The sequence below is a fragment of the Halomonas sabkhae genome (genome assembly GCF_030409265.1).
GTDB lineage: Bacteria > Pseudomonadota > Gammaproteobacteria > Pseudomonadales > Halomonadaceae > Halomonas > Halomonas halmophila.
On record NZ_JAUFPM010000023.1, the window covers coordinates 238,994 to 258,953 of the forward strand.

Annotated in this window: 16 protein-coding genes; 8 read left to right on the plus strand and 8 right to left on the minus strand. The window is 63.4% G+C overall.

All coding sequences use genetic code 11. The annotated features are described in order from the left end of the window. Positions 1–34: 34 nt before the first annotated feature. Together QWY79_RS14930 and QWY79_RS14935 are read right to left on the minus strand one after the other, a co-directional pair. Positions 35–655 carry a MiaE family protein gene (locus tag QWY79_RS14930; protein WP_290274485.1) on the minus strand — a complete coding sequence of 207 codons (621 nt, stop codon included), beginning with the start codon at positions 653–655 and terminating at the stop codon, positions 35–37. Between the two features lie 65 nt (positions 656–720). Then, a complete protein-coding gene (locus tag QWY79_RS14935; RefSeq protein ID WP_290274487.1) occupies positions 721–1,155 on the minus strand; it encodes a DUF1289 domain-containing protein in 435 nt (144 codons plus the stop codon). A 252-nt stretch (positions 1,156–1,407) separates the two neighbouring features. On the opposite strand from QWY79_RS14935, the gene acnB reads away from it, so the two are divergent. From acnB to QWY79_RS14950, 3 genes are all read left to right on the plus strand, one after another. Then, on the plus strand, positions 1,408–4,011 hold the full coding sequence (acnB, locus tag QWY79_RS14940) for a bifunctional aconitate hydratase 2/2-methylisocitrate dehydratase (RefSeq protein WP_290274489.1): 2,604 nt from the start codon (positions 1,408–1,410) through the stop codon (positions 4,009–4,011). 203 nt (positions 4,012–4,214) lie between these two features. After that, complete coding sequence (gene rraA, locus QWY79_RS14945) at positions 4,215–4,700, plus strand: ribonuclease E activity regulator RraA (protein ID WP_290274491.1); 486 nt, start codon at positions 4,215–4,217, stop codon at positions 4,698–4,700. 162 nt (positions 4,701–4,862) lie between these two features. Further along, the gene (locus QWY79_RS14950) at positions 4,863–6,737 is read left to right on the plus strand and encodes a glycerophosphodiester phosphodiesterase family protein (RefSeq protein WP_290274493.1); all 1,875 of its coding nucleotides are present in this window, start codon (positions 4,863–4,865) and stop codon (positions 6,735–6,737) included. A 426-nt stretch (positions 6,738–7,163) separates the two neighbouring features. Here the strand turns inward: QWY79_RS14950 and QWY79_RS14955 are convergent, their stop codons facing one another. The 5 genes from QWY79_RS14955 to ppsA all read right to left on the minus strand — a co-directional run bounded on the left by QWY79_RS14955 (position 7,164) and on the right by ppsA (position 12,254). After that, positions 7,164–7,778, minus strand: coding sequence for a LysE family translocator (locus QWY79_RS14955; protein ID WP_290274495.1), 615 nt, complete (start codon positions 7,776–7,778; stop codon positions 7,164–7,166). A gap of 115 nt (positions 7,779–7,893) precedes the next feature. Next, entirely contained in the window at positions 7,894–8,526 is a 633-nt protein-coding gene (locus QWY79_RS14960; RefSeq protein ID WP_435389798.1) for a hypothetical protein, read from the minus strand. 12 nt (positions 8,527–8,538) lie between these two features. Beyond that, positions 8,539–8,835 (minus strand): hypothetical protein, encoded by a 297-nt coding sequence (locus tag QWY79_RS15845; RefSeq protein WP_353960378.1) that lies wholly within the window; start codon positions 8,833–8,835, stop codon positions 8,539–8,541. Positions 8,836–9,178: 343 nt separating this feature from the next. Next, a complete protein-coding gene (locus tag QWY79_RS14970) occupies positions 9,179–9,742 on the minus strand; it encodes a hypothetical protein (RefSeq protein ID WP_290274500.1) in 564 nt (187 codons plus the stop codon). A gap of 139 nt (positions 9,743–9,881) precedes the next feature. Continuing rightward, positions 9,882–12,254, minus strand: coding sequence for a phosphoenolpyruvate synthase (gene ppsA, locus QWY79_RS14975; protein ID WP_290274502.1), 2,373 nt, complete (start codon positions 12,252–12,254; stop codon positions 9,882–9,884). 403 nt (positions 12,255–12,657) lie between these two features. On the opposite strand from ppsA, the gene ppsR reads away from it, so the two are divergent. The 5 genes from ppsR to QWY79_RS15000 all read left to right on the plus strand — a co-directional run bounded on the left by ppsR (position 12,658) and on the right by QWY79_RS15000 (position 18,644). Continuing rightward, positions 12,658–13,491, plus strand: coding sequence for a posphoenolpyruvate synthetase regulatory kinase/phosphorylase PpsR (ppsR, locus tag QWY79_RS14980; RefSeq protein ID WP_290274505.1), 834 nt, complete (start codon positions 12,658–12,660; stop codon positions 13,489–13,491). Between the two features lie 189 nt (positions 13,492–13,680). Then, on the plus strand, positions 13,681–14,955 hold the full coding sequence (locus tag QWY79_RS14985; RefSeq protein WP_290274507.1) for an imelysin family protein: 1,275 nt from the start codon (positions 13,681–13,683) through the stop codon (positions 14,953–14,955). A gap of 154 nt (positions 14,956–15,109) precedes the next feature. Then, positions 15,110–16,498 carry a di-heme oxidoreductase family protein gene (locus QWY79_RS14990; protein WP_290274511.1) on the plus strand — a complete coding sequence of 463 codons (1,389 nt, stop codon included), beginning with the start codon at positions 15,110–15,112 and terminating at the stop codon, positions 16,496–16,498. A gap of 10 nt (positions 16,499–16,508) precedes the next feature. Further along, positions 16,509–17,549 (plus strand): imelysin family protein, encoded by a 1,041-nt coding sequence (locus tag QWY79_RS14995; RefSeq protein ID WP_290274514.1) that lies wholly within the window; start codon positions 16,509–16,511, stop codon positions 17,547–17,549. 3 nt (positions 17,550–17,552) lie between these two features. Beyond that, positions 17,553–18,644, plus strand: coding sequence for a DUF1513 domain-containing protein (locus QWY79_RS15000; protein WP_290274516.1), 1,092 nt, complete (start codon positions 17,553–17,555; stop codon positions 18,642–18,644). Positions 18,645–18,665: 21 nt separating this feature from the next. On the opposite strand, the gene QWY79_RS15005 is transcribed toward QWY79_RS15000, so the two are convergent. Then, positions 18,666–19,871 (minus strand): CaiB/BaiF CoA transferase family protein, encoded by a 1,206-nt coding sequence (locus QWY79_RS15005; protein WP_290274518.1) that lies wholly within the window; start codon positions 19,869–19,871, stop codon positions 18,666–18,668. Between the last annotated feature and the right edge of the window lie 89 nt (positions 19,872–19,960).

Below are 19,960 nucleotides of genomic sequence, written 5' to 3' on the forward strand. Positions count from 1 at the left end.
ATGGCACTATCCTGCTGGGCGGCAGAAGCCGGCGTCAGGCCGGCACCCCGCTGTGAAAACGAAATTCGGTGTCTGGTGTGGTGATCAACTCCGCCTCCCGGGCAATGAAGAAGGCGACCCTGTCATCGATCGACTCTTCGCCAAGCCGTCTGGCGAGCATCAGGTAATCCTCGTAATGTCGGCCTTCCGACTTAACCAGACCGCGATAGAACTTTGCAAGCTCATCATCCAGGTGTGGGATCAATCGCGCGAAGCGCTCGCAACTGCGCGCTTCGATGATCGCGCCGACGATCAGCACATCCACCAGCCGCTGCGGCTCCTGGCTGCGCACATGGCGACGCATACCCTCGGCGTAGCGGGCCGCCCCGATGGGCCGGTAGGCAATGCCCCGCCCTTCCATCAGCTTGACCACCTGCTCGAAGTGCAACAATTCTTCACGAGCCAGACGCGCCATCTTGGTCAACAGCTCGCTGTCGTCGACATAACGATACAGCAGGCTCATGGCCGTCGAAGCCGCCTTCTTTTCGCACTGCGCATGGTCGATCAGCAGGGTCTCGGGGTTCTCCAGTGCCCAGTCGACCCAGGCGGCAGGCGTCGGGCAGGCCAGGAAGTCGAGTATTTCCCCGGGCAGTCTGGGGTCATGTGTGGCAGTCATGGCAATTCCGGTCAAAACGGGTTCCGCTAGCGTCTGATGGTTGGCCGCACCCGGCCCCAGATCGGCTAGATGATGGAGGCAAGACGTCGGCGACGCGCTTCGGCGGACTGGCACAGCTCCTCCGCCAGGCGCTCGTGAAGCGCCTCGGCGTCCAGGCACGCGTGAGGTTCCAGCCCGTAGCGCGACAGGTCACGAATACGCCCACGCCCGACACGCAACAGTTCGACCGCACGCGACAGCGCCGGCTGGTCCTCGCGATAGCGAATCCGATGGCGGTCGAGCTGTGCCTGCAAGGCCACGGCGTCCACCACTCGCAGATGGCGGCTCGCGACGCTCGCCCGCAAGGCATCCAGCTCGGCCATGCGTTCACCGCGCTGGTCGGCTTCGAGCGCCGGCCAGTCACGAATCTCGTCATCGATTCGCTGGCAGCCACGACACACCCGGTCGCCGAGCGTTGTCGAGCAGACGCCGACACAGGGTGACACCACGCGCCCGGACATCGCAGACCCTCCCTCGATAGGGTCGCTATGGTAACGCGATAACGTCCGTCTGGCACCCCGTGCGGGCCATTAACAGCGTGTCGCCGACCAAAGTTCAAAGCCCGCCATCACGGGCCTTCTTAACATTGTCGACAGTTTCTTCTAGAATATTGCAACCGATGACTGCGACGTCCAAGTGCCGACCCGCCCCTGTCGGGCCCGCTGCCCGCCAGACCGACAGCGTCGGCCGCCATAACCAATGAGGGCCACCACGTGCTTGAAGCCTATCGCCAACATGTCGAGGAACGTGCCCGGGACGGCGTTCCGCCGAAGCCGCTGAATGCCGAGCAGACGGCCGCCCTGGTCGAACTGCTGAAAAACCCGCCGGCCGGCGAGGAAGAGCTCATCCTCGATCTGCTGACCAACCGCGTTCCCCCCGGCGTCGATGAAGCCGCCTACGTCAAGGCCGCCTTCCTCACCGCCATCGCCAAGGGCGAGGCCGAGTCCCCGCTGATCGACAGGATCCACGCCGTCAAGCTGCTCGGCACCATGCAGGGCGGCTACAACATCGTCTCGCTGGTCGAACTGCTCGATGACGCGGCACTGGCCGGCGAAGTCGGCGAACAGCTCAAGCACACCCTGCTGATGTTCGATGCCTTCCATGATGTGGAAGAACGCGCCAAGGCCGGCAATGAGGTCGCCAAGGACATCATCCGTTCCTGGGCCGAGGCCGAATGGTTCCTGTCGCGGCCGGCACTGGCCGAGAAGATCACCCTGAGCGTCTTCAAGGTGCCCGGCGAGACCAACACCGACGACCTCTCGCCGGCACCGGATGCCTGGTCGCGCCCCGACATTCCGCTTCACGCCAATGCCATGCTCAAGAACGAGCGTGACGGCATCGAGCCGGTCGAGCCCGGCAGTATCGGCCCGCTCAAGCAGATCGAGGACGTCCGCGCCCAGGGCTTCCCGGTCGCCTACGTGGGTGATGTGGTCGGCACCGGTTCCTCGCGCAAGTCGGCCACCAACTCCGTGCTCTGGTACTTCGGCGACGACATCCCCAATGTCCCCAACAAGCGCGCCGGCGGCTTCTGCTTCGGCGGCAAGATCGCGCCCATCTTCTTCAATACCATGGAAGATTCCGGCGCCCTGCCCGTCGAAATGGATGTCGAGAAGCTCGAGATGGGCGATGTCATCGACGTCTACCCGTATGAAGGCAAGGTCTGCCGTCACGGCACCGACGAAGTCCTGACCACCTTCGAACTCAAGACACAGCTGCTGCTCGACGAGGTGCGTGCCGGCGGCCGCATTCCGCTGATCATCGGCCGCGGCCTGACCGCCAAGGCACGCGACTACCTGGGACTCGAGCCGTCCGAGGTCTTCCGTCGCCCGGAACAGCCGGCGGACAGCAACAGTGGCTTCACCCTGGCCCAGAAGATGGTCGGCAAGGCCTGCGGCATGGAAGGCGTGCGCCCCGGCATGTACTGCGAGCCGAAGATGACCACCGTCGGCTCCCAGGACACCACCGGTCCGATGACCCGCGACGAGCTCAAGGACCTGGCCTGCCTGGGCTTCCAGTCCGATCTGGTGATGCAGTCCTTCTGCCACACCAGCGCCTATCCCAAGCCGGTGGACGTGGAAACCCACCACACCCTGCCCGACTTCATCATGAACCGTGGCGGCGTCTCGCTGCGCCCCGGCGACGGCATCATCCACAGCTGGCTCAACCGCATGCTGCTGCCCGACACCGTGGGTACCGGCGGCGATTCGCACACGCGCTTCCCGATGGGCATCTCCTTCCCGGCGGGTTCCGGCCTGGTGGCCTTCGCCGCCGCCACCGGCGTCATGCCGCTGGACATGCCGGAATCCGTGCTGGTGCGCTTCAAGGGCAAGCGCCAGCAGGGCGTCACCCTGCGTGACCTGGTCCATGCGATCCCCTACTACGCCATCCAGAAGGGCCTGCTGACCGTCGAGAAGTCCGGCAAGAAGAACGCCTTCTCCGGCCGCATCCTGGAAATCGAGGGCCTGGAGGATCTTACCGTCGAACAGGCCTTCGAGCTTTCCGATGCCTCCGCCGAGCGTAGCGCCGCCGGTTGCACCATCACGCTCTCCGAGGACAGCGTCAGCGAATACCTCAAGTCCAACGTCACCCTGCTCAAGTGGATGATCGCCAACGGCTACGGCGACAAGCGGACCATCGAACGCCGTATCCTGGCCATGCAGGAATGGCTGGATAACCCCAGCCTGATGCGTGCCGACAAGGACGCCGAGTACGCCGAAGTCATCGAGATCGACCTCGACCAGCTCGACCAGCCGGTGCTCTGCGCGCCCAACGACCCCGACGACGCCCGCCTGCTCTCCGATGTCGCCGGCCGCTCCATCGACGAGGTCTTCATCGGCTCGTGCATGACCAACATCGGTCACTTCCGCGCCGCCGGCAAGCTGCTCGAGAAGCAGCCCGCCGGCAGCCTGAAGACCAAGCTGTGGCTCGCGCCACCGACCAAGATGGACCAGCACCAGCTCACCGAGGAAGGCTACTACGGCATCTATGGCCGCGCCGGCGCGCGCATGGAAATGCCCGGCTGCTCACTGTGCATGGGTAACCAGGCGCGCGTCGCCGCCAAGAGCACCGTGGTATCCACCTCGACGCGCAATTTCCCCAACCGTCTGGGTGACGGCGCCGATGTTTTCCTGGCCTCGGCCGAGCTGGCCGCCGTCTCCGCCGTCGAGGGTCGTCTGCCAAGTGTCGACGAGTACCGTCGTTACATGGCAGAATTCGATGCCATGGCAGGCGAGATCTACCGTTACATGAACTTCCACGAGATCGAGGAGTTCCAGAACGCCGCCTCCAACGTGATTCCGGTGGCCCAGGAGGCCTGAGGAATCAGTACGCTCGACTCCGATGCTCGCAACATCGAAGGTCGCGCCGCCCCGGCGGCGCGGCTGGAGCCGATGACAGAAGCGCCCCACGGGGCGCTTTTTTTATGTCCGGCCTGCCCCTTTGTACCCACCAAGGGAGTATTTTCCTTGTCGCCGGCTGTGGCATCATCGGGGCTTCACGCATCATGAGAAGGTCGCCCACCATGACGACCATCATCACCCCCGATATCTGCGATGAATATCCCGAAGTCGCCGTGCTCGACCCCATGCTGCTGAATGTCGGTGGCATTGAGGCCTTCGGCGGGCCGGTGCGCACCGTCAAATGCTTCGAGGACAATTCGCTGGTCAAGCAGGCCATCGACGAGCCCGGCGAAGGCGCCATCCTGGTGGTCGATGCCGGCGGTTCCACCCGCTGTGCCATGCTCGGCGACATGCTGGCCGAAAAGGCGGCCGGCAATGGCTGGGCCGGGGTGATCATGTACGGCTGCGTACGCGACGTCGACGAACTGGCCGAGACCGAACTGGGCATCCAGGCGCTGGCCGCTCATCCGCGCAAGAGCGAGAAGCGTGGTGAAGGTCAGCGCGATACTCCCGTCACCTTCGGCGGTGTGACCATCTCCCCCGGCCAGTGGTTGTATGCCGACAACAACGGTGTCGTGATCAGCGAGCGTCAGCTTTCGCTGGGCTGAAACGCGTTTGCGAGGATGTCAGGTAGTTAGGCGAGCTTTCGCGCACCGCACAACGCCGCGATTTGCATGCGCAGGCATTTAAGCAGTGTTTCCTAAGACGCGTTTGCGAGGATGTCAGATAGAGTGTCAGGCTGATTTCATCACCACCCGATCTGTCTGCCCATGACCGCTATCAAGTCGCTCGGCGCCGATGTACTGAGCAACCTGCGTCAGCATCTGCGCCCGCTGATCGCCTATCACCTCTTCTACACCATCCTGGCATCCAGCCTGCTGCTTCCAGCGGCCGGTTGGACCCTGGCCTGGCTGCTCGGCCATGTCGGCCACCCCTTGATCTCCAACGCCGACCTTGTCGCTGCCCTGCTCACGCCCGCCGGCCTTGGCTGGTTGCTGGTGACACTCGGCGTCAGTTTCCTGCTGCTGTATCTTCAACAGGCCGGCATGACCCTGGTGGCCATCCGGCCCCGGGGCAATCATTATCGGCTGGCCTTCGAGACGCTGGTGACCAGTGCACGCCGGCTGCCCGCCCTGAGCGGGCTGGTGATCATCCAGGTAGGCAGTCACCTGCTGCTGCTCCTGCCGGTGGTCCTGGCCGTGGTCGGCCTTTATCAGCACTTCCTCGGCAACCTGGAAAGCTACTATATCCAGCAGGTGAAACCACCCGCCCTGTGGTGGTTTGCCGCCAGCAGCCTGCCGCTCGTCGTCCTCTGGTGCTGGCTGGCCGGCACCCTCTATGCGCGCTGGCACCTGGCGCTCCCGGCAATGGTCCTCGAGGAGCTGACACCCCGCCAGGCACTTCGCCGCAGCGTGCGCCTGACGCACGGTCAGCGACGCCATATCGCCGGCGCCATCCTGTTGCTGCTGGCGATCATCGTGCTGGCCCCGATCGTGGCGACTCGCCTCTTCGATGCGCTGTTCACACCACTGATCACCCGGCTGCCGGAACGACAGCTGATTCTGCTGCCCGCCATGCTCGGCTATGTCGGCGCCTATGTACTGCTCACCCTGGCCGTCACCTTCCTGGGCATCGCCTTGAACGCCCTGCTGGGCACCTGTGTCTATCAGCGCCTGGCCGAACGACCAGCCCGAACGACACATGACGCTCGGCATCCGGCTCACCCCGGGCGCCTGGCCTGGGCGGTGGAGATCGCTGTCGTCGTCTTTGCCCTGAGTCAGGCCTGGCTGATTCTGAACCGGTTCGAGATACAGGAAGACGTGGAAATCATCGCCCACCGGGGCAGTTCGGCCCAGGCACCCGAGAACACCCTAGCCGCCATCGAGCTGGCGATGCGCGATGGAGCCGACAGCATCGAAGTGGACGCCCGTCTGACCGGAGACGGCCAGGTCGTGCTGCATCATGATGCGACCCTCCGCCGCCTGGCCGGGGACCCGCGACGCATCGACAACCTGGGCAGTGACGTGCTCGCCGGCGTCGATGTCGGCAGCTGGTTCGGCGACGCCTTCGTCGGCGAACCCATTGCTACCCTCACCGAGGCGCTGGAACGCACCCGCGGCCAGACGCGCCTGATGATCGAACTCAAGCCCTCGCGGGGCCGGGAAAGCGAACTGATCGCCGGTGTGGAGGCAGCCCTGGAAGCCGAACGCCAGGCGCGCGCGGACTGCCGGCAACACGAGCCCCCCGAGGACTGCGGCCCGGCCGATCCCTGGCAATCGGTCAGCCTGGCCGCCCTCTCGTATGATCTACTGAATGAGGTACAACGGCATCGTCCCGAGGCTCGCACCACCCTGCTGGCACAACTGGTGATGCGCGGCACACTGCCACTGCAACCCTTCGACACCCTGGCCCTGCGTCATAACCGCATCACGTTGCAGGACGTCAAGCGCGCCCGCCGCAATGACTACCGACTCTACGCCTGGACGGTCAACGACCCGGCACGCATGGCACGCCTGATCGACCTGGGCGTGGACGGCATCATCACCGACCGCCCCGGTCGCCTGAAGGAACTGCTGGCCGAACGGGCCGAAATGAGTGATGGCGCCCTGATGCTGGGCAAGCTGCGACACTGGGTCAGGGACTAGGTTTTGTGGGTACTCACCCTGATGCCAAGCCTGCTGGTAGCTAATCAACAAGCCGGAGAGACACAAGGCTTTTTTCCACATACTTACCCCAAGCCTTGAGGGGAAACTGGCCTATCAAATGACAACAAAGATAGTCATCGAGGCATTTGATCACTTTTTTACTCAACAGCCCTGATGCTTTCACAGTAGTAGGCCCGAATGCATCGCACCCAGGTGTCCAAGCGCAAGATTCTGGAGCAGATGTAGCATCGCGAGCATCTGACCAATTCCGCGCCAAAACTAAAATTAATGTCCGAAGTTCAATCGCTAGCTGAGAGCCTATTCTATGGTAAGTAGCACACAATGAATTCTGCACTATCACTTACGCTTTCCCTTAGATACCCTCGCGACCATGTACAAGGAAATCAAACCTGGATGTCAGGAGTTTCAATTACGAGTTGCAACAGCCAATGCAGCTCCACCCAGAGCAAGTGAACCAATTCGGTTGGCAATACGTGTTGCTCGAGGTGTACGCAACAAAAGATGTGCCTTATGACTGAGGAAGGTCCAAACCAGATCAACCGCCGCTAGCGTGATCAAAGTTACGGCTGCGAGAACTGCCCACTCTTGGAAACCTGCCGCCGAAAGATCGATTAACGAAGGCAATAACGCTAAGTAAAATACCATAATCTTTGGGTTACCAATGGTGAGAGCTATGCCAGCACTGAACATGGACAACGAGGTGGAGTGACGAGGCAGTTGATCAACACTTTCCTCCACAGGTTGCCGCCACATCTTGACTGCCAGCCAGCATAGATAGGCAATACCGAGCCACTTCACAACAAGAAAGCTAAGCTGGAACGTTTGAGCCAGTGCAGTCAGCCCAGACATCGCCATCGTGAGCCAAATCACTTCACCGACCCACATCGCGACAACGAAGGGGATTATGTCTCGCCACCCGTTAGTAATGACACGGGAAACCAGCGCCGCGATACTGGGTCCTGGAGTACCCGCATTCAGGAGCAGGGCGCCTGCGAAAATGGCAACAGACAGCGGTTCCATATCTTTCCACCACCAAATGAAGTTTCCTCAGCGCTGCCGAACCGATGGGTTTACCGAAAGTAACAGTCCAGTCCACACATTATTGGCTAGGAACTATCAGTCACTTCTGACTAGCTCAACAGAGTTCAACACCCAAGGATTCATCAAGCCCAAGCATCAGATTTAAGTTCTGTACTGCCGCACCGGATGCCCCCTTGCCAAGGTTATCGAGTTTAGCCATCAGCAGCCCCCGATTACCATCCACGGATCCGAAGAGATGGATATGAACTTTGTTGCTTCCATCCAAGCCATGCGGTGTCAAGAATGGTGCCGTTTCTGGATCGAGTTTATTGAAGGCCTTAACTAACACAAAATCTTCTGAATGATATGCCTTCTCGAGAGCGTTCTGCATCAGCATAAGCTGTTCTTCACTTACCTGTGGCAATGGGATACTCACTAACATTCCTTGTCGGTAGTTTCCCACACTCGGTATAAAGATAGGAGCATGAATCAAGCCGCTGACCACCTGGATCTCTCGGATATGCTTGTGCTGAAAATCCATTCCATAAGCTGCCACAGCGGGGTTCTGAGCTACCTGGCTCTCGTAGTGCTCAATGAGGGACTTTCCACCTCCAGAATAGCCCGAGATGGCATTGATAGCATAGACAGCATCTGAGGGCAGAACGCCAGCTGAGACCAAGGGTGCCAGCATCAGAATGGCGCCTGACGCATAACAACCAGCATTGGCTACACACTGCGCATCAACAATCGCAGAACGCTGCTATCCGTTCAGTTCCGGCAACCCAAATACCCACCCCTCGGCTGTCCGATGGGCTGAGCTTGCATCAAGCACACGACAGTCTACTGACCGTGCCAGCGCAGCCGACTCTTTCGCAGCGGCATCTGGCAAACAGAGTAATGCAACATCAACCTCCCGCATCAAGCGACATTTTTCAGTCGCATCGCGTTTTCGGTCCGGATCAATGCTCACAACCTCGATTTGCGGGTGGCGGGCCAGACGTTCGCGAACCTGAAGTCCCGTGGTCCCTGACCCTCCATCGATAAAGACACTCTTCATGCTCGATCACCTATTCCCTGTGGCAGTGTCAGATACCCGAGAAAGTAGTTCACGGCCCGCTCTTGATCGCTATTCGCCGTAAAATCTATCAATCGTCTGGAAAGGCCAGGGAAGGCCACTAGCTGCCATCAACCAGATTATTTCGATACTCTGAATAAATTACCGAGCATAGTAAAGGCCAAACCGTTTCCGACTAACCATTGCGATTTAAGCATCCCTGAGGTCAAGCAGGGCACCAGGGGCGAGTGTTAACCGTCTTCTTGCTGGGCCCTATGCGTAGTCGCCAAGGATGGCGACTAAGGACTAGCGATTTGCATGCACAGGCATTTGAGCAGTGTTTCTTTTAGTTCCGGGCCTTGTCTGCGCGATGACAGCGCCACCAGGCCAGCCCCCCGATCAGGGTGATAGCGGCCAGACCGGCGGCACCCAGGCCCAGAATCTCCACCAGCCGGTGATACGCCGCCGGCGCCGATCCCGGCCGCGCGGCCATGCCGAATTCCGCCAGCCGGGCTCCGCCATAGAGCAGGCCGGCCACCAGCGCCAGCGACCAGGTCGCAGCCAGGGGCGCCAGGGCGCGGGTCAGCTTCCAGGGCTCGCTGGGTGTCCGATCCCGACCGCGCTGCGACGCTGACCGCTCCCCGGCCTTTTGTGAGGTCGCTTTTTGTGAAGTCGCTTTCTGCGCCGAGGCCTTGCCGGATTTCGCCTGCTCCGCCTGGCTCAGCTTGAGCTTTTCCTGCTTCGGCCGTGAATGGGCCCGGGTCGAACGCCCGCTCGAGCCCCGGGCCTGCTGACGGCCCCGCGACAGGCCCAGCCGGCCGCCCAGCCAGCGCAGGCATCGCCACAGGGTCCAGCCCGCCAACACACTCAGTGACAGGGCCAGGCCCCCCATCACCACAAAATACGTCATCGCGCGAGTCCTTGATCAGGATAGACGCGACATGGTGCCAAAAACCCGCACCAATGTGGACATCCCGCCAGGCCGCACATGGCAACACCCGGCACAGGGCCGGGTGTCGAGCGTCGCGGTGAAGCGGAAGAAAGGCGGATCAGCCGAGCTTCTCGCCTGCCAGCATGAACCAGGTCTCCAGCACCGCATCCGGATTCAGGGATACCGAGTCGATGCCCTGCTCCATCAGCCACTTGGCCAGATCGGGATGGTCCGACGGGCCCTGGCCGCAGATGCCCACGTACTTGCCCTGGGCCTTGCACGCCTGGATGGCCATGGCCAGCAGCTTCTTCACGGCCGGATTGCGCTCCTCGAAGTGGTGCGCCACGATCCCCGAGTCGCGATCCAGCCCCAGGGTCAGCTGGGTCAGGTCGTTGGAACCGATGGAAAAGCCGTCGAAGTACTGCAGAAACTCATCGGCCAGCAGGGCGTTGGCCGGCAGCTCGCACATCATGATGACCTTGAGATTGTCGCGACCGCGTTCCAGGCCATTGGCCGCCAGCAGGTCGACGACTTCCTTCGCCTCTTCGGTGGTCCGCACGAAGGGCACCATGATCTCGATGTTGTCGAGCCCCATTTCATCACGCACCCGCTTGAGTGCCCGGCACTCCAGTTCGAAGCAGGGGCGGAAGGCCTCGGATAGATAGCGCGAGGCACCGCGGAAGCCGAGCATGGGGTTCTCTTCCCCCGGCTCGTAGAGCTTGCCACCGATCAGGTTCTCGTACTCGTTGGACTTGAAGTCCGACAGGCGCACGATCACTCGCTCAGGGTAGAAGGACGCCGCCAGGGTCGAGATGCCCTCGACCAGCTTGTCGACATAGAAACTCACCGGATCATCATAGCCGGCCGTGCGCAGATCGATCGTCTGCTGCAGATCGGTGGTCTGCTTGTCGTATTCCAGCAGCGCCTTGGGATGCACGCCGATCATGCGGTTGATGATGAACTCCAGGCGTGCCAGGCCGACCCCCGCATTCGGCAGGCTGGCAAAACTGAAGGCACGATCCGGATTGCCCACGTTCATCATGATCTTGAAGGGAATCTCGGGCATCGCATCGACACTGGTGACGTTGCGATCGAACTCCAGCAGCCCCTCGTAGACATGGCCGGTATCGCCCTCGGCGCAGGAGACCGTGACCTCCTGGCCATCGCTCAGGGCAGCCGTGGCATCCCCGCAGCCCACCACGGCCGGGATCGCCAGCTCACGGGCGATGATCGCCGCGTGGCAGGTACGCCCACCGCGGTTGGTGACGATGGCCGAGGCCCGCTTCATGATCGGCTCCCAATCCGGGTCCGTCATGTCGGTCACCAGCACATCACCGGCATTGACCTTGTACATGTCGTCCGGCGCATCCACGACCTTGACCTCGCCGCGACCGATACGCTGACCGATGGCGCGGCCGGTCACCAGGGTGCGACCCTTTTCCTTGAGCTGGAAACGCTCGAGCTTGCCGCCTTCCTGCTGGGATACCACGGTCTCGGGGCGCGCCTGCACGATGTAGAGGGCACCATCGTCACCATCCAGGGCCCATTCGATATCCATGGGTCGGCCATAGTGCTTCTCGATGGTCACCGCCTGACGCGCCAGCGACATGATCTGGTCGTCATTGATGCAGAAACGCGCACGGTCGGCGAAGGGCACATCCACGGTTTCCACCGACTTGCCGGCACTGGCGTCTTCGGTGTAGATCATCTTGATCAGCTTGGAGCCCAGGTTGCGGCGCAGCACCGCCGGCCGCCCCGCCGCCAGGGTCGGCTTGTGCACATAGAACTCATCGGGATTGACCGCACCCTGTACCACGGTTTCGCCGAGGCCCCAGGAAGCCGTGACGAAGACCGCATCGCGGTAGCCGGACTCGGTATCCAGGGTGAACATCACGCCGGAGGCCCCAGTCTCGGAACGCACCATCTTCTGGATACCCGCCGACAACGCGACATTCTCGTGGGGGTAGCCACGGTGCACGCGGTAGGAAATGGCCCGGTCGTTGAACAGCGAAGCGAAGACCTCATGCACGGCACGCTTGATGTTGTCGAAGCCTTCGATGTTGAGGAAGGTCTCCTGCTGCCCGGCGAAGGAGGCATCCGGCAGATCCTCGGCGGTAGCCGAGCTGCGCACCGCCACCTTGAGATTGGGGTGACGCACCTGCAGCTGCTCGTAGCTCTCGCGCAACGCCTGCTCGAAGGCCGGCGGCAAGGGCGTGTCGATCACCCACTGACGAATCTCCGCCCCGGCCTCGGCCAGCGCATTGACATCATCCACGTCCAGCTTGGCGAGACGCTGGTTGATGCGCTCGTTCAGGCCTTCGTGAGACAGGAACTCGCGGTAGGCGTGGGCCGTGGTCGCGAACCCGCCCGGCACGGTGACACCGGCACCGGCCAGGCCGGAAATCATCTCGCCGAGCGAGGCATTCTTGCCCCCGACTCGCTCGACATCGTTCATGCCCAACTCTTCGAACCACAGAATATTATCGTCCACGCAACCCCCTGGATGTCGACGCAAGAAAGTCCATGACACGGCGTCATGAATGGATGATCGCGACTCTACCAGCGGCCTTCCATATTCGCCATTGGTCTAACATCGAAGTCACTGGAGGTTTTTTACAACATTCGTCGAAATGGCTGGGGTTATGTAGTCGCGAGCTTCGAGCGGCGAGCTGCGGGCAGCAAGGTGTGAGGTGTGAGGTGTGAGGTGTGAGGGACAGGCTATGGGCGGCGACCTGTAGAGCCAAACGCGCGGTGACAACATTCTGCTCGTTTCTCGTGTCTCGCGACTCGTATCTCGCGTCGCATCTCGCGGCTCGCTAGCCGGCAGGGCCGCTTGTGCAATCCCTCTCGGCAACTGACAATGCTCGCAACCTCCACCTGGCGTCGAGAGTCACATGACACGTACCGCTTTCTTCATATCCGATGGCACCGGCATCACCGCCGAGAGCCTGGGCCGCAGCCTGCTGGCGCAGTTCGAGAACGTCGAGATCAGGATGATCACCAAGCCGTACATCGACAGCGTCGACAAGGCACATCAGCTGGCGGCGGTCATCGCCTCCACCGCGGCCCGTGACGGGGAAAAGCCGATCATCATCGACACCGTGGTCGACAGCGAAATCCGCAAGGTCATCCGCGAAGCGCCGGGCTTCAAGGTCGATATCTTTTCCACCTTCCTGGAGCCGCTGGAACAGGAGCTGGCGACCCACTCTTCCTACAGCGTGGGGCGGACCCACGCCATCGGTAGCGACGATGTCTACATGGACCGCATTCACTCGGTGCATTTCGCCCTGGACAACGACGACGGCGCCCGCACCCACCAGTACGACCAGGCCGACATCATCCTGGTCGGCGTCTCGCGCTGCGGCAAGACCCCCTCTTCGCTCTACCTGGCCCTGCAGTTCGGCATCCGCGCCGCCAACTACCCCCTCACCGAAGACGACCTGGACGAAAGCGGCAAGCTCAAGCTGCCGAAGGTGCTGGAACAGCATCGCCACAAGCTGTTCGGCCTGACCATCGACCCCCGCCGGCTGGCGGCCATTCGTCACGAACGCCGCCCCAACAGCCGCTACAGCTCCATGGACCAGTGCGTTCAGGAAGTCACCCAGGCCGAAGCGTTGTATCGGCGCATGCATATCCCCTTCATCGACACCACCCGCTTCTCGGTGGAAGAGATCTCGACGCGCATGATCGCCGAAACCGGCATCAACCGACGCTTCTCACCGCGCTGAACGGCCAGCGACGCGAAACGAGCGACGAGCATCGAGCTGCTTGGCTGAAGTCTCGCAGCACACTACTCGTTTCTCGTTTCTCGCATCTCGTTAACAAATGCTAAAAAATCGCATTCGCGTCCTTATCCGATATTGGTTATCATTACGCCGCCAGTCAGCGTATCTGCCAATAACCAAAAGGACTTCCTCATGCCGACTCGTTTCGCCCAGCGCCCGCTGCGCCGTGCCGTACTGCTCGCCGCCCTGCTCCCGGCGTCCGCCATTGCCAGTGAGGGCGATGTCACCGCCGAGAAGGTCGTCGGCCACTATGCCGATCTGGCACATGCCAACTTTGACGATGCCCTGGGAGCGGCACGCACCCTCGATCAGCACATCGAAGCCCTGCTCGACAACCCCAGCCAGGAAACCCTGCAGGCCGCCCGCGATGCCTGGCGGCAGGCGCGCATTCCCTACATGCAGACCGAGGTCTTCCGCTTCGGCAACCCAGTGGTGGACGACTGGGAAGGCCAGCTCAACGCCTGGCCACTGGATGAAGGCATGATCGACTATGTGAAGAGCGACGATTACCAGCACGAGCTCGGCAATGCCGGCGCCACGGCCAACATCATCGCCAACCAGAGCATCCAGGTGGGCGGTGAACAGGTGGATGTCAGCGAGCTGACGCCCGAGCTGCTCGCCGACCTCAACGAGATCGGCGGCTCCGAGGCCAATGTGGCCAGCGGCTATCACGCCATCGAATTCCTGCTCTGGGGCCAGGACCTCAACGGCTTCGATGCCGGTCATGGCGAGCGCAAGGCCAGCGACTTCATGAGCGGTGAAGACTGCACCAACGGCAACTGCGAGCGCCGCGGCACCTATCTCGAAACCGCCTCCCAGCTGCTGATCAATGACCTCGAATGGATGGTCGCGCAGTGGGCGCCCGAATCGGACGACAACTATCGCCAGGCCCTGCTGGCAGAATCCCCGCAGGAAGGTCTGCGCCGCATGCTGTTCGGCATGGGTTCGCTGTCTCTCGGCGAACTGGCCGGTGAGCGCATGAAGGTCGCCCTGGAGGCCAACTCCGTCGAGGACGAACACGACTGCTTCAGCGACAACACCCACAACTCGCACTACTTCAACGGTCAGGGTGTCCAGAACGTCTACACCGGCCGCTACGAGCGTCAGGACGGCAGCACCCTGGAAGGCCCGGCTCTGGCCGACCTGCTCGCCAGCCACGACGCCGAGCTGCATGCCACCCTGTCCAGCCAGCTCGAGGCCAGCATGCAGCAGCTCGGCGAGATCAAGCAGGCCGCCGAGAATCCGATGTACTTCGACATGATGATCGCCCCGGGGAACGAGGAAGGCGCCGAAATGGTCAACAGCGCCATCGCCTCACTGGTCGAGCAGACCGGCTCGATCGAGAAGGCCGCCGGTGCGCTGGGCGTGGATTCGCTGCAATCCGACGATGCCGGCCACAACTTCTAGGCCAACCACAGGATCGAGCACTCTACACGCTCGGCCAGCACCTGCTCCTCACTCGCCGCCGGCCCGCCCGGCGGCGTTCTCGTCACCGCAAGGCATGAACATGATGCGCCGGCATACACGCCTGACAGCTTTATCCAGACGCCACGCGGTCGGCATGGCCAGCATGTTGACCCTGTGCCTCACCGGGGCGACGCAGGCCTCGGACAATGCATCCCCGCCGGTTCAGCAGACGCCCGCCACCGGCGGCCAGGGCACGGTCAAGCAGTTCGACCACAACGCCTACTCCCTGCCCCTGGACAATATGTCGATGACCAAACGGCTCGACTTCAGCGTCGGCAACAGCTTCTTTCGCAACCCCTGGGTCGAGGCGCCGGCCAGCACCGAGGCACGCGACGGCCTGGGCCCGCTGTTCAATACCAACAGTTGCCAGGGCTGCCACATCAAGGATGGGCGCGGTCATCCACCGAGCGGCGATGAATCCGCCGTCTCGCTGTTCCTGCGCCTCTCGCTGCCGGACGCCGGCGCTACCGACCAGACCCTGGAGCAACGCGGCGTGCACCCGGTGCCGAACTATGGCACCCAATTGCAGACCGCCGCTATCACCGGCGCCGACCCGGAAGGCAGGATGCGGCTGACCTATAGCGAACGCCGGGTCGAGCTGGACGATGGCGAAGTGGTCTCCCTGCGCGAGCCACACTATGCCATCGAAGCGCCGGGTTACGGGCCGCTACCCGACAACCTGCTTACCTCGCCACGCGTGGCGCCGCCAATGATCGGCCTGGGCCTGCTCGAGACACTCCCCGCCGAGGCCCTCGAAGCCGCTGCCGATCCGCACGACGAAGATGGCGACGGCATCTCCGGGCGCGTCAACCGCGTCTGGGACATCCGCCAGGAGCAGACCGTCGTCGGTCGTTTCGGCTGGAAGGCCGGCGAGCCGAGCATCGAGCAGCAGAGCCTGCACGCCTTCGCCGGCGACATGGGCCTGACCTCGAACCTGGTGCCTGCCACCGACTGCATGCCCAGCCAGGAATGCGAACGCTTCCCGCATGGCGGCGAGCCGGAAGTCAGCGACAAGGTGGCAGGCTTCATCACCTTCTACGCCGGCAGCCTGGCCGTGCCCCAGCGGCGTAACCTCGACGACCCCGTGGTACAGGCCGGAGCCCGGATCTTCAACGACATCGGTTGCGCCAGCTGTCACACACCGCGCCACCAGACACCGTCTGACACCGAACGCGCCGCCCTGGCCGACCAGACCATCTGGCCCTACAGCGACCTCCTGTTGCACGACATGGGCGAGGGCCTGGCCGACCATCGTCCGGAATTCGCGGCCAGTGGCCGGGAATGGCGTACTCCGCCACTCTGGGGCATCGGCCTGACCCACAAGGTCAATCCACGCGCCGGCTTCCTGCACGACGGCCGCGCCCGCACCCTGGAAGAAGCCATCCTGTGGCACGGCGGCGAAGCCGAGGCCAGCGCCGCCGCCTATCGCCATCTGCCGGCGGACAAGCGCCAGGCGCTGATTCGGTTTCTCGAATCCCTGTGAAGGACCCCTGATGATGACACCACGCCTATTCAAGCAGCTTGGCCGACTCGGCCTGGCTGCCCTCACCCTGGCCAGCGCCTCCCTGCTGGCCGATGACACCTCGCCCCAGGCCAGGGAGCACTGGCACCAGGCCATCGAGCAGCGTTATGGCGCCCTGAATGACGCCAGTGAACGCCTGGAGGCCAGTGCCGAGCGCTTCTGCAACGAGGCCAGCGACTCCCACCGCCAGCGTCTCACCCGGGACTGGCTGGAAGCCTGGCAGGCCTGGCAGGCCGTTCGCTTCGTCGACTTCGGGCCCATCGAACAGAACAGCCGCGCCTGGCAGATGCAGTTCTGGCCCGATCGCAAGAACCTCGTCGGCCGCAAGATGCAGGCCTGGCTCGCCCGGGAAGAAGCGCCCACCGCCGAACAGATCGCCGAGGACAGCGTCGCCGCCCAGGGCTTTCCGGCCCTGGAGTATCTGCTGTTCGATGACAGCATGCAGGGCACGGATGCCCTGGCGCAGCCGGTTGCCTGCGGCCTGATGAGCGCCATTGCCACCCATCTGGCCGATACCGCCGGCGCCCTGCAACGCGACTGGCAGCGCTTCGGCGACCATTATCGGGGCACTCAGAGTTACACCACCGCCACCCTGCATGGCGCCCTGCTCGCCCTGGAAACCCTGGAGACCAAGCGACTCGGCGAGCCCATGGGGCTGACCGGCGGCAGTGCCAATGGCTACCTGGCCGAAGCCTGGCGCAGCGAGCGCTCCGTGCGCTTGATCGAGGCCAGCCTGCGTGGCCTGGAAGACACCTTCCTGCCCGGCCTCAGGACCCTGCTCAACGCCCGCGGCAAGCCCGATCTGGCCGCCGAATTCGGCGCAGGGCTGGACAAGGCACGCCAGGGCGCCGCCGAGATGGCGGCCGGCGTGGCGCCCGCGCTCGACGACCGCGACCGCTTTCGGGCCCTCCAGGGCCTGTATGTCCAGGTCGGCCAGTTGCGACACCGGCTCGAGACCATCGGCCATGAGCTGGGCATGGTACGCGGCTTCAATTCGAGCGATGGAGACTGAATCATGCAGCGTCGCACCCTGCTCAAGAACGGACTGCTCGGTCTCGGCGCCATGAGTCTGCCTTCTCTGGGCTGGGGACTGCCCGCCCGGGACGACGCCCAATGGCTGTTCAGTGCCGCCGATGACGCCCAAGGCCGCCACTATATCCAGGCCTTCGCTCCCGGCCGCGAGCAGGCCTATCGCATTGCCGTCTCGGAGCGGTGCCACGGTGGCTGTTTGCGCCCCGGCAGCGCCCAGGCCGTGCTCTTTGCCCGCCGCCCGGGGCGCTCGCTGCATGTCATCGATGGGCAGGCCCGGGCCGAAATCCGGCGCATCGACGCCGGCGAAGGCTTTCACTTCTATGGGCATGGCGTCTTCGACGCCGACGGCCATCACCTGTATGTCACGGCCAACCGCATCGACGACGCCGCCGGCCTGGTGCGCGTCTACGATGCCAGGGCGGATTATCGCCATCTCGCCGACATGCCGCTGGATGGCATCGGGCCCCACGAATTGCGCCTGATGCCGGACGGACAGACCCTGGCCGTGGCCCTGGGCGGCATTCGCACCCATCCGGACTACGGCCGGGCCAAGCTCAACCTGGACGACATGGAGCCGGCATTGCTGCTGATGGACCGCCGCAACGGCGAGATCCTGGCACGCCATCGGCCCAGCCACCATCAGCTCAGCTGTCGGCATCTGGATGTCGGTGCCGATGGCACCGTGATCGCCGGCTATCAATACCAGGGCCCGGAGTGGGAACGGCGCCCGCTCCTGGGACGCCTGTCACCACAAGGCGAGTATCGTGAGATCGAACTGCCGAATGCCCTGACCGCCGAGCTGCGCCAGTACACCGCCAGCATCGCCCTCTCGCGTCGCTCACCGCTTGCCCTGGTGACCGCTCCACGCGGTCATCGGGTGCTGGTGCTCGACAGCCGCCACGGCGAACTGCTCGCCAGTCACGACCTGCCGGATGCCGCCGGCGCGCGCTGTGACGGCCAGGGCGGCTTTCTGGTCTCATCGGGGCGTGGCGGACTGTATCGCGTCAGCGGCAACGGCAGCGCCGTGCAGCAGCTCGACGAGCTGCCGATACGCTGGGACAACCACCTGACCTGAGCGCACCACGCCGCCCGCGCCTCAGCGCACGATGCCGCGTCGCCTGAGCTCGGCGATCTCCGTGGCGTACAGGCCCATCTCGCCGAGCACGGCATCGCTGTCCTGCCCCAGTGTCGGCGGCGGCGTGTCGCTGGTGGCACTCTGGCCGTCGAAGCGCAGCGGGTTGGCCACCTGCGGCAGACGCTGGCCGTCCCGCTCGAGCTCACGACACAATCCACGGTGCTGTACCTGAGGGTCGGCCAGTGCTTCGCTCAGGGTATTGATCGGACCCGCCGGAATGCCCGCCGCCTCCAGCTCGGCCAGCCAGTCATCGCGGCGACGCGTCACCAGCCCCCCTTTGATCGCCTCGACCAGTGTCTCGCGATGGGCCACCCGCGCCGCATTGGTAGCAAACCGCGAGTCCTCGGCCCAGGCCGGCTGGCCCAGCAGTTCGGCAAGCCGGGCGAACTGGGCGTCATTGCCCACGGTCAGCACCAGATAGCCATCGGCGCAAGCAAAGGCTTGGTAAGGCACGATATTAGGATGGGCATTGCCGTGACGCTGCGGACTGCTGCCGCTGACCAGGGTATTGAGGGCCTGATTGGCCAGGGTCGCGACCTGGACATCCAGCAAGGCGAGATCGATATGCTGCCCGATCCCGGAATCACGCCGCTCATGCAGGGCGGCCAGCACCCCAATGGTGGCATAGAGCCCGGTCATCACATCGGTGATCGCCACCCCGGTCTTCATCGGCATGCCGTCGGGTTCGCCGCTAAGGCTCATCAGCCCGCCCATGGCCTGAATCATGAAGTCATAGCCGGCGCGCCCTGCATAGGGGCCGTCCTGGCCGAAGCCGGTGATCGAGCAGGCAATCAGGCGCGGGTTGCGTTCGCGCAGACTGGCCGGATCCAGGCCGTAGCGCGCCAGGCCGCCGACCTTGAAGTTTTCCAGCAGCACATCGGCGCCCGCCGCCAGTTCGCGGATCAGTGCCTGGCCATCCGGGGTGGCGATGTCCACGGCCAGCGACTGCTTGCCGCGATTGGCGCACAGGTAGTAGGCGGCCAGCCGCTCGGCATCCGCCTCGCCCTGCCACCAGGGCGGGCCCCAGCCGCGGGTATCATCGCCGCGCTCGGGGTGTTCGATCTTGATGACACGGGCACCGAGATCCGCCAGCAGCTGACCGGCCCAGGGACCGGCCAGCACGCGCGACATATCCAGCACCACGACGCCTGCCAATGGTCCGCTCATCCTGGCTCCTTGCAGAACTACACGAAAAGGACTCTTGCCAACGTCACAAGGGGCTTCGCTCGACGCCTCGGAGATTTCGAGAAGTCGGC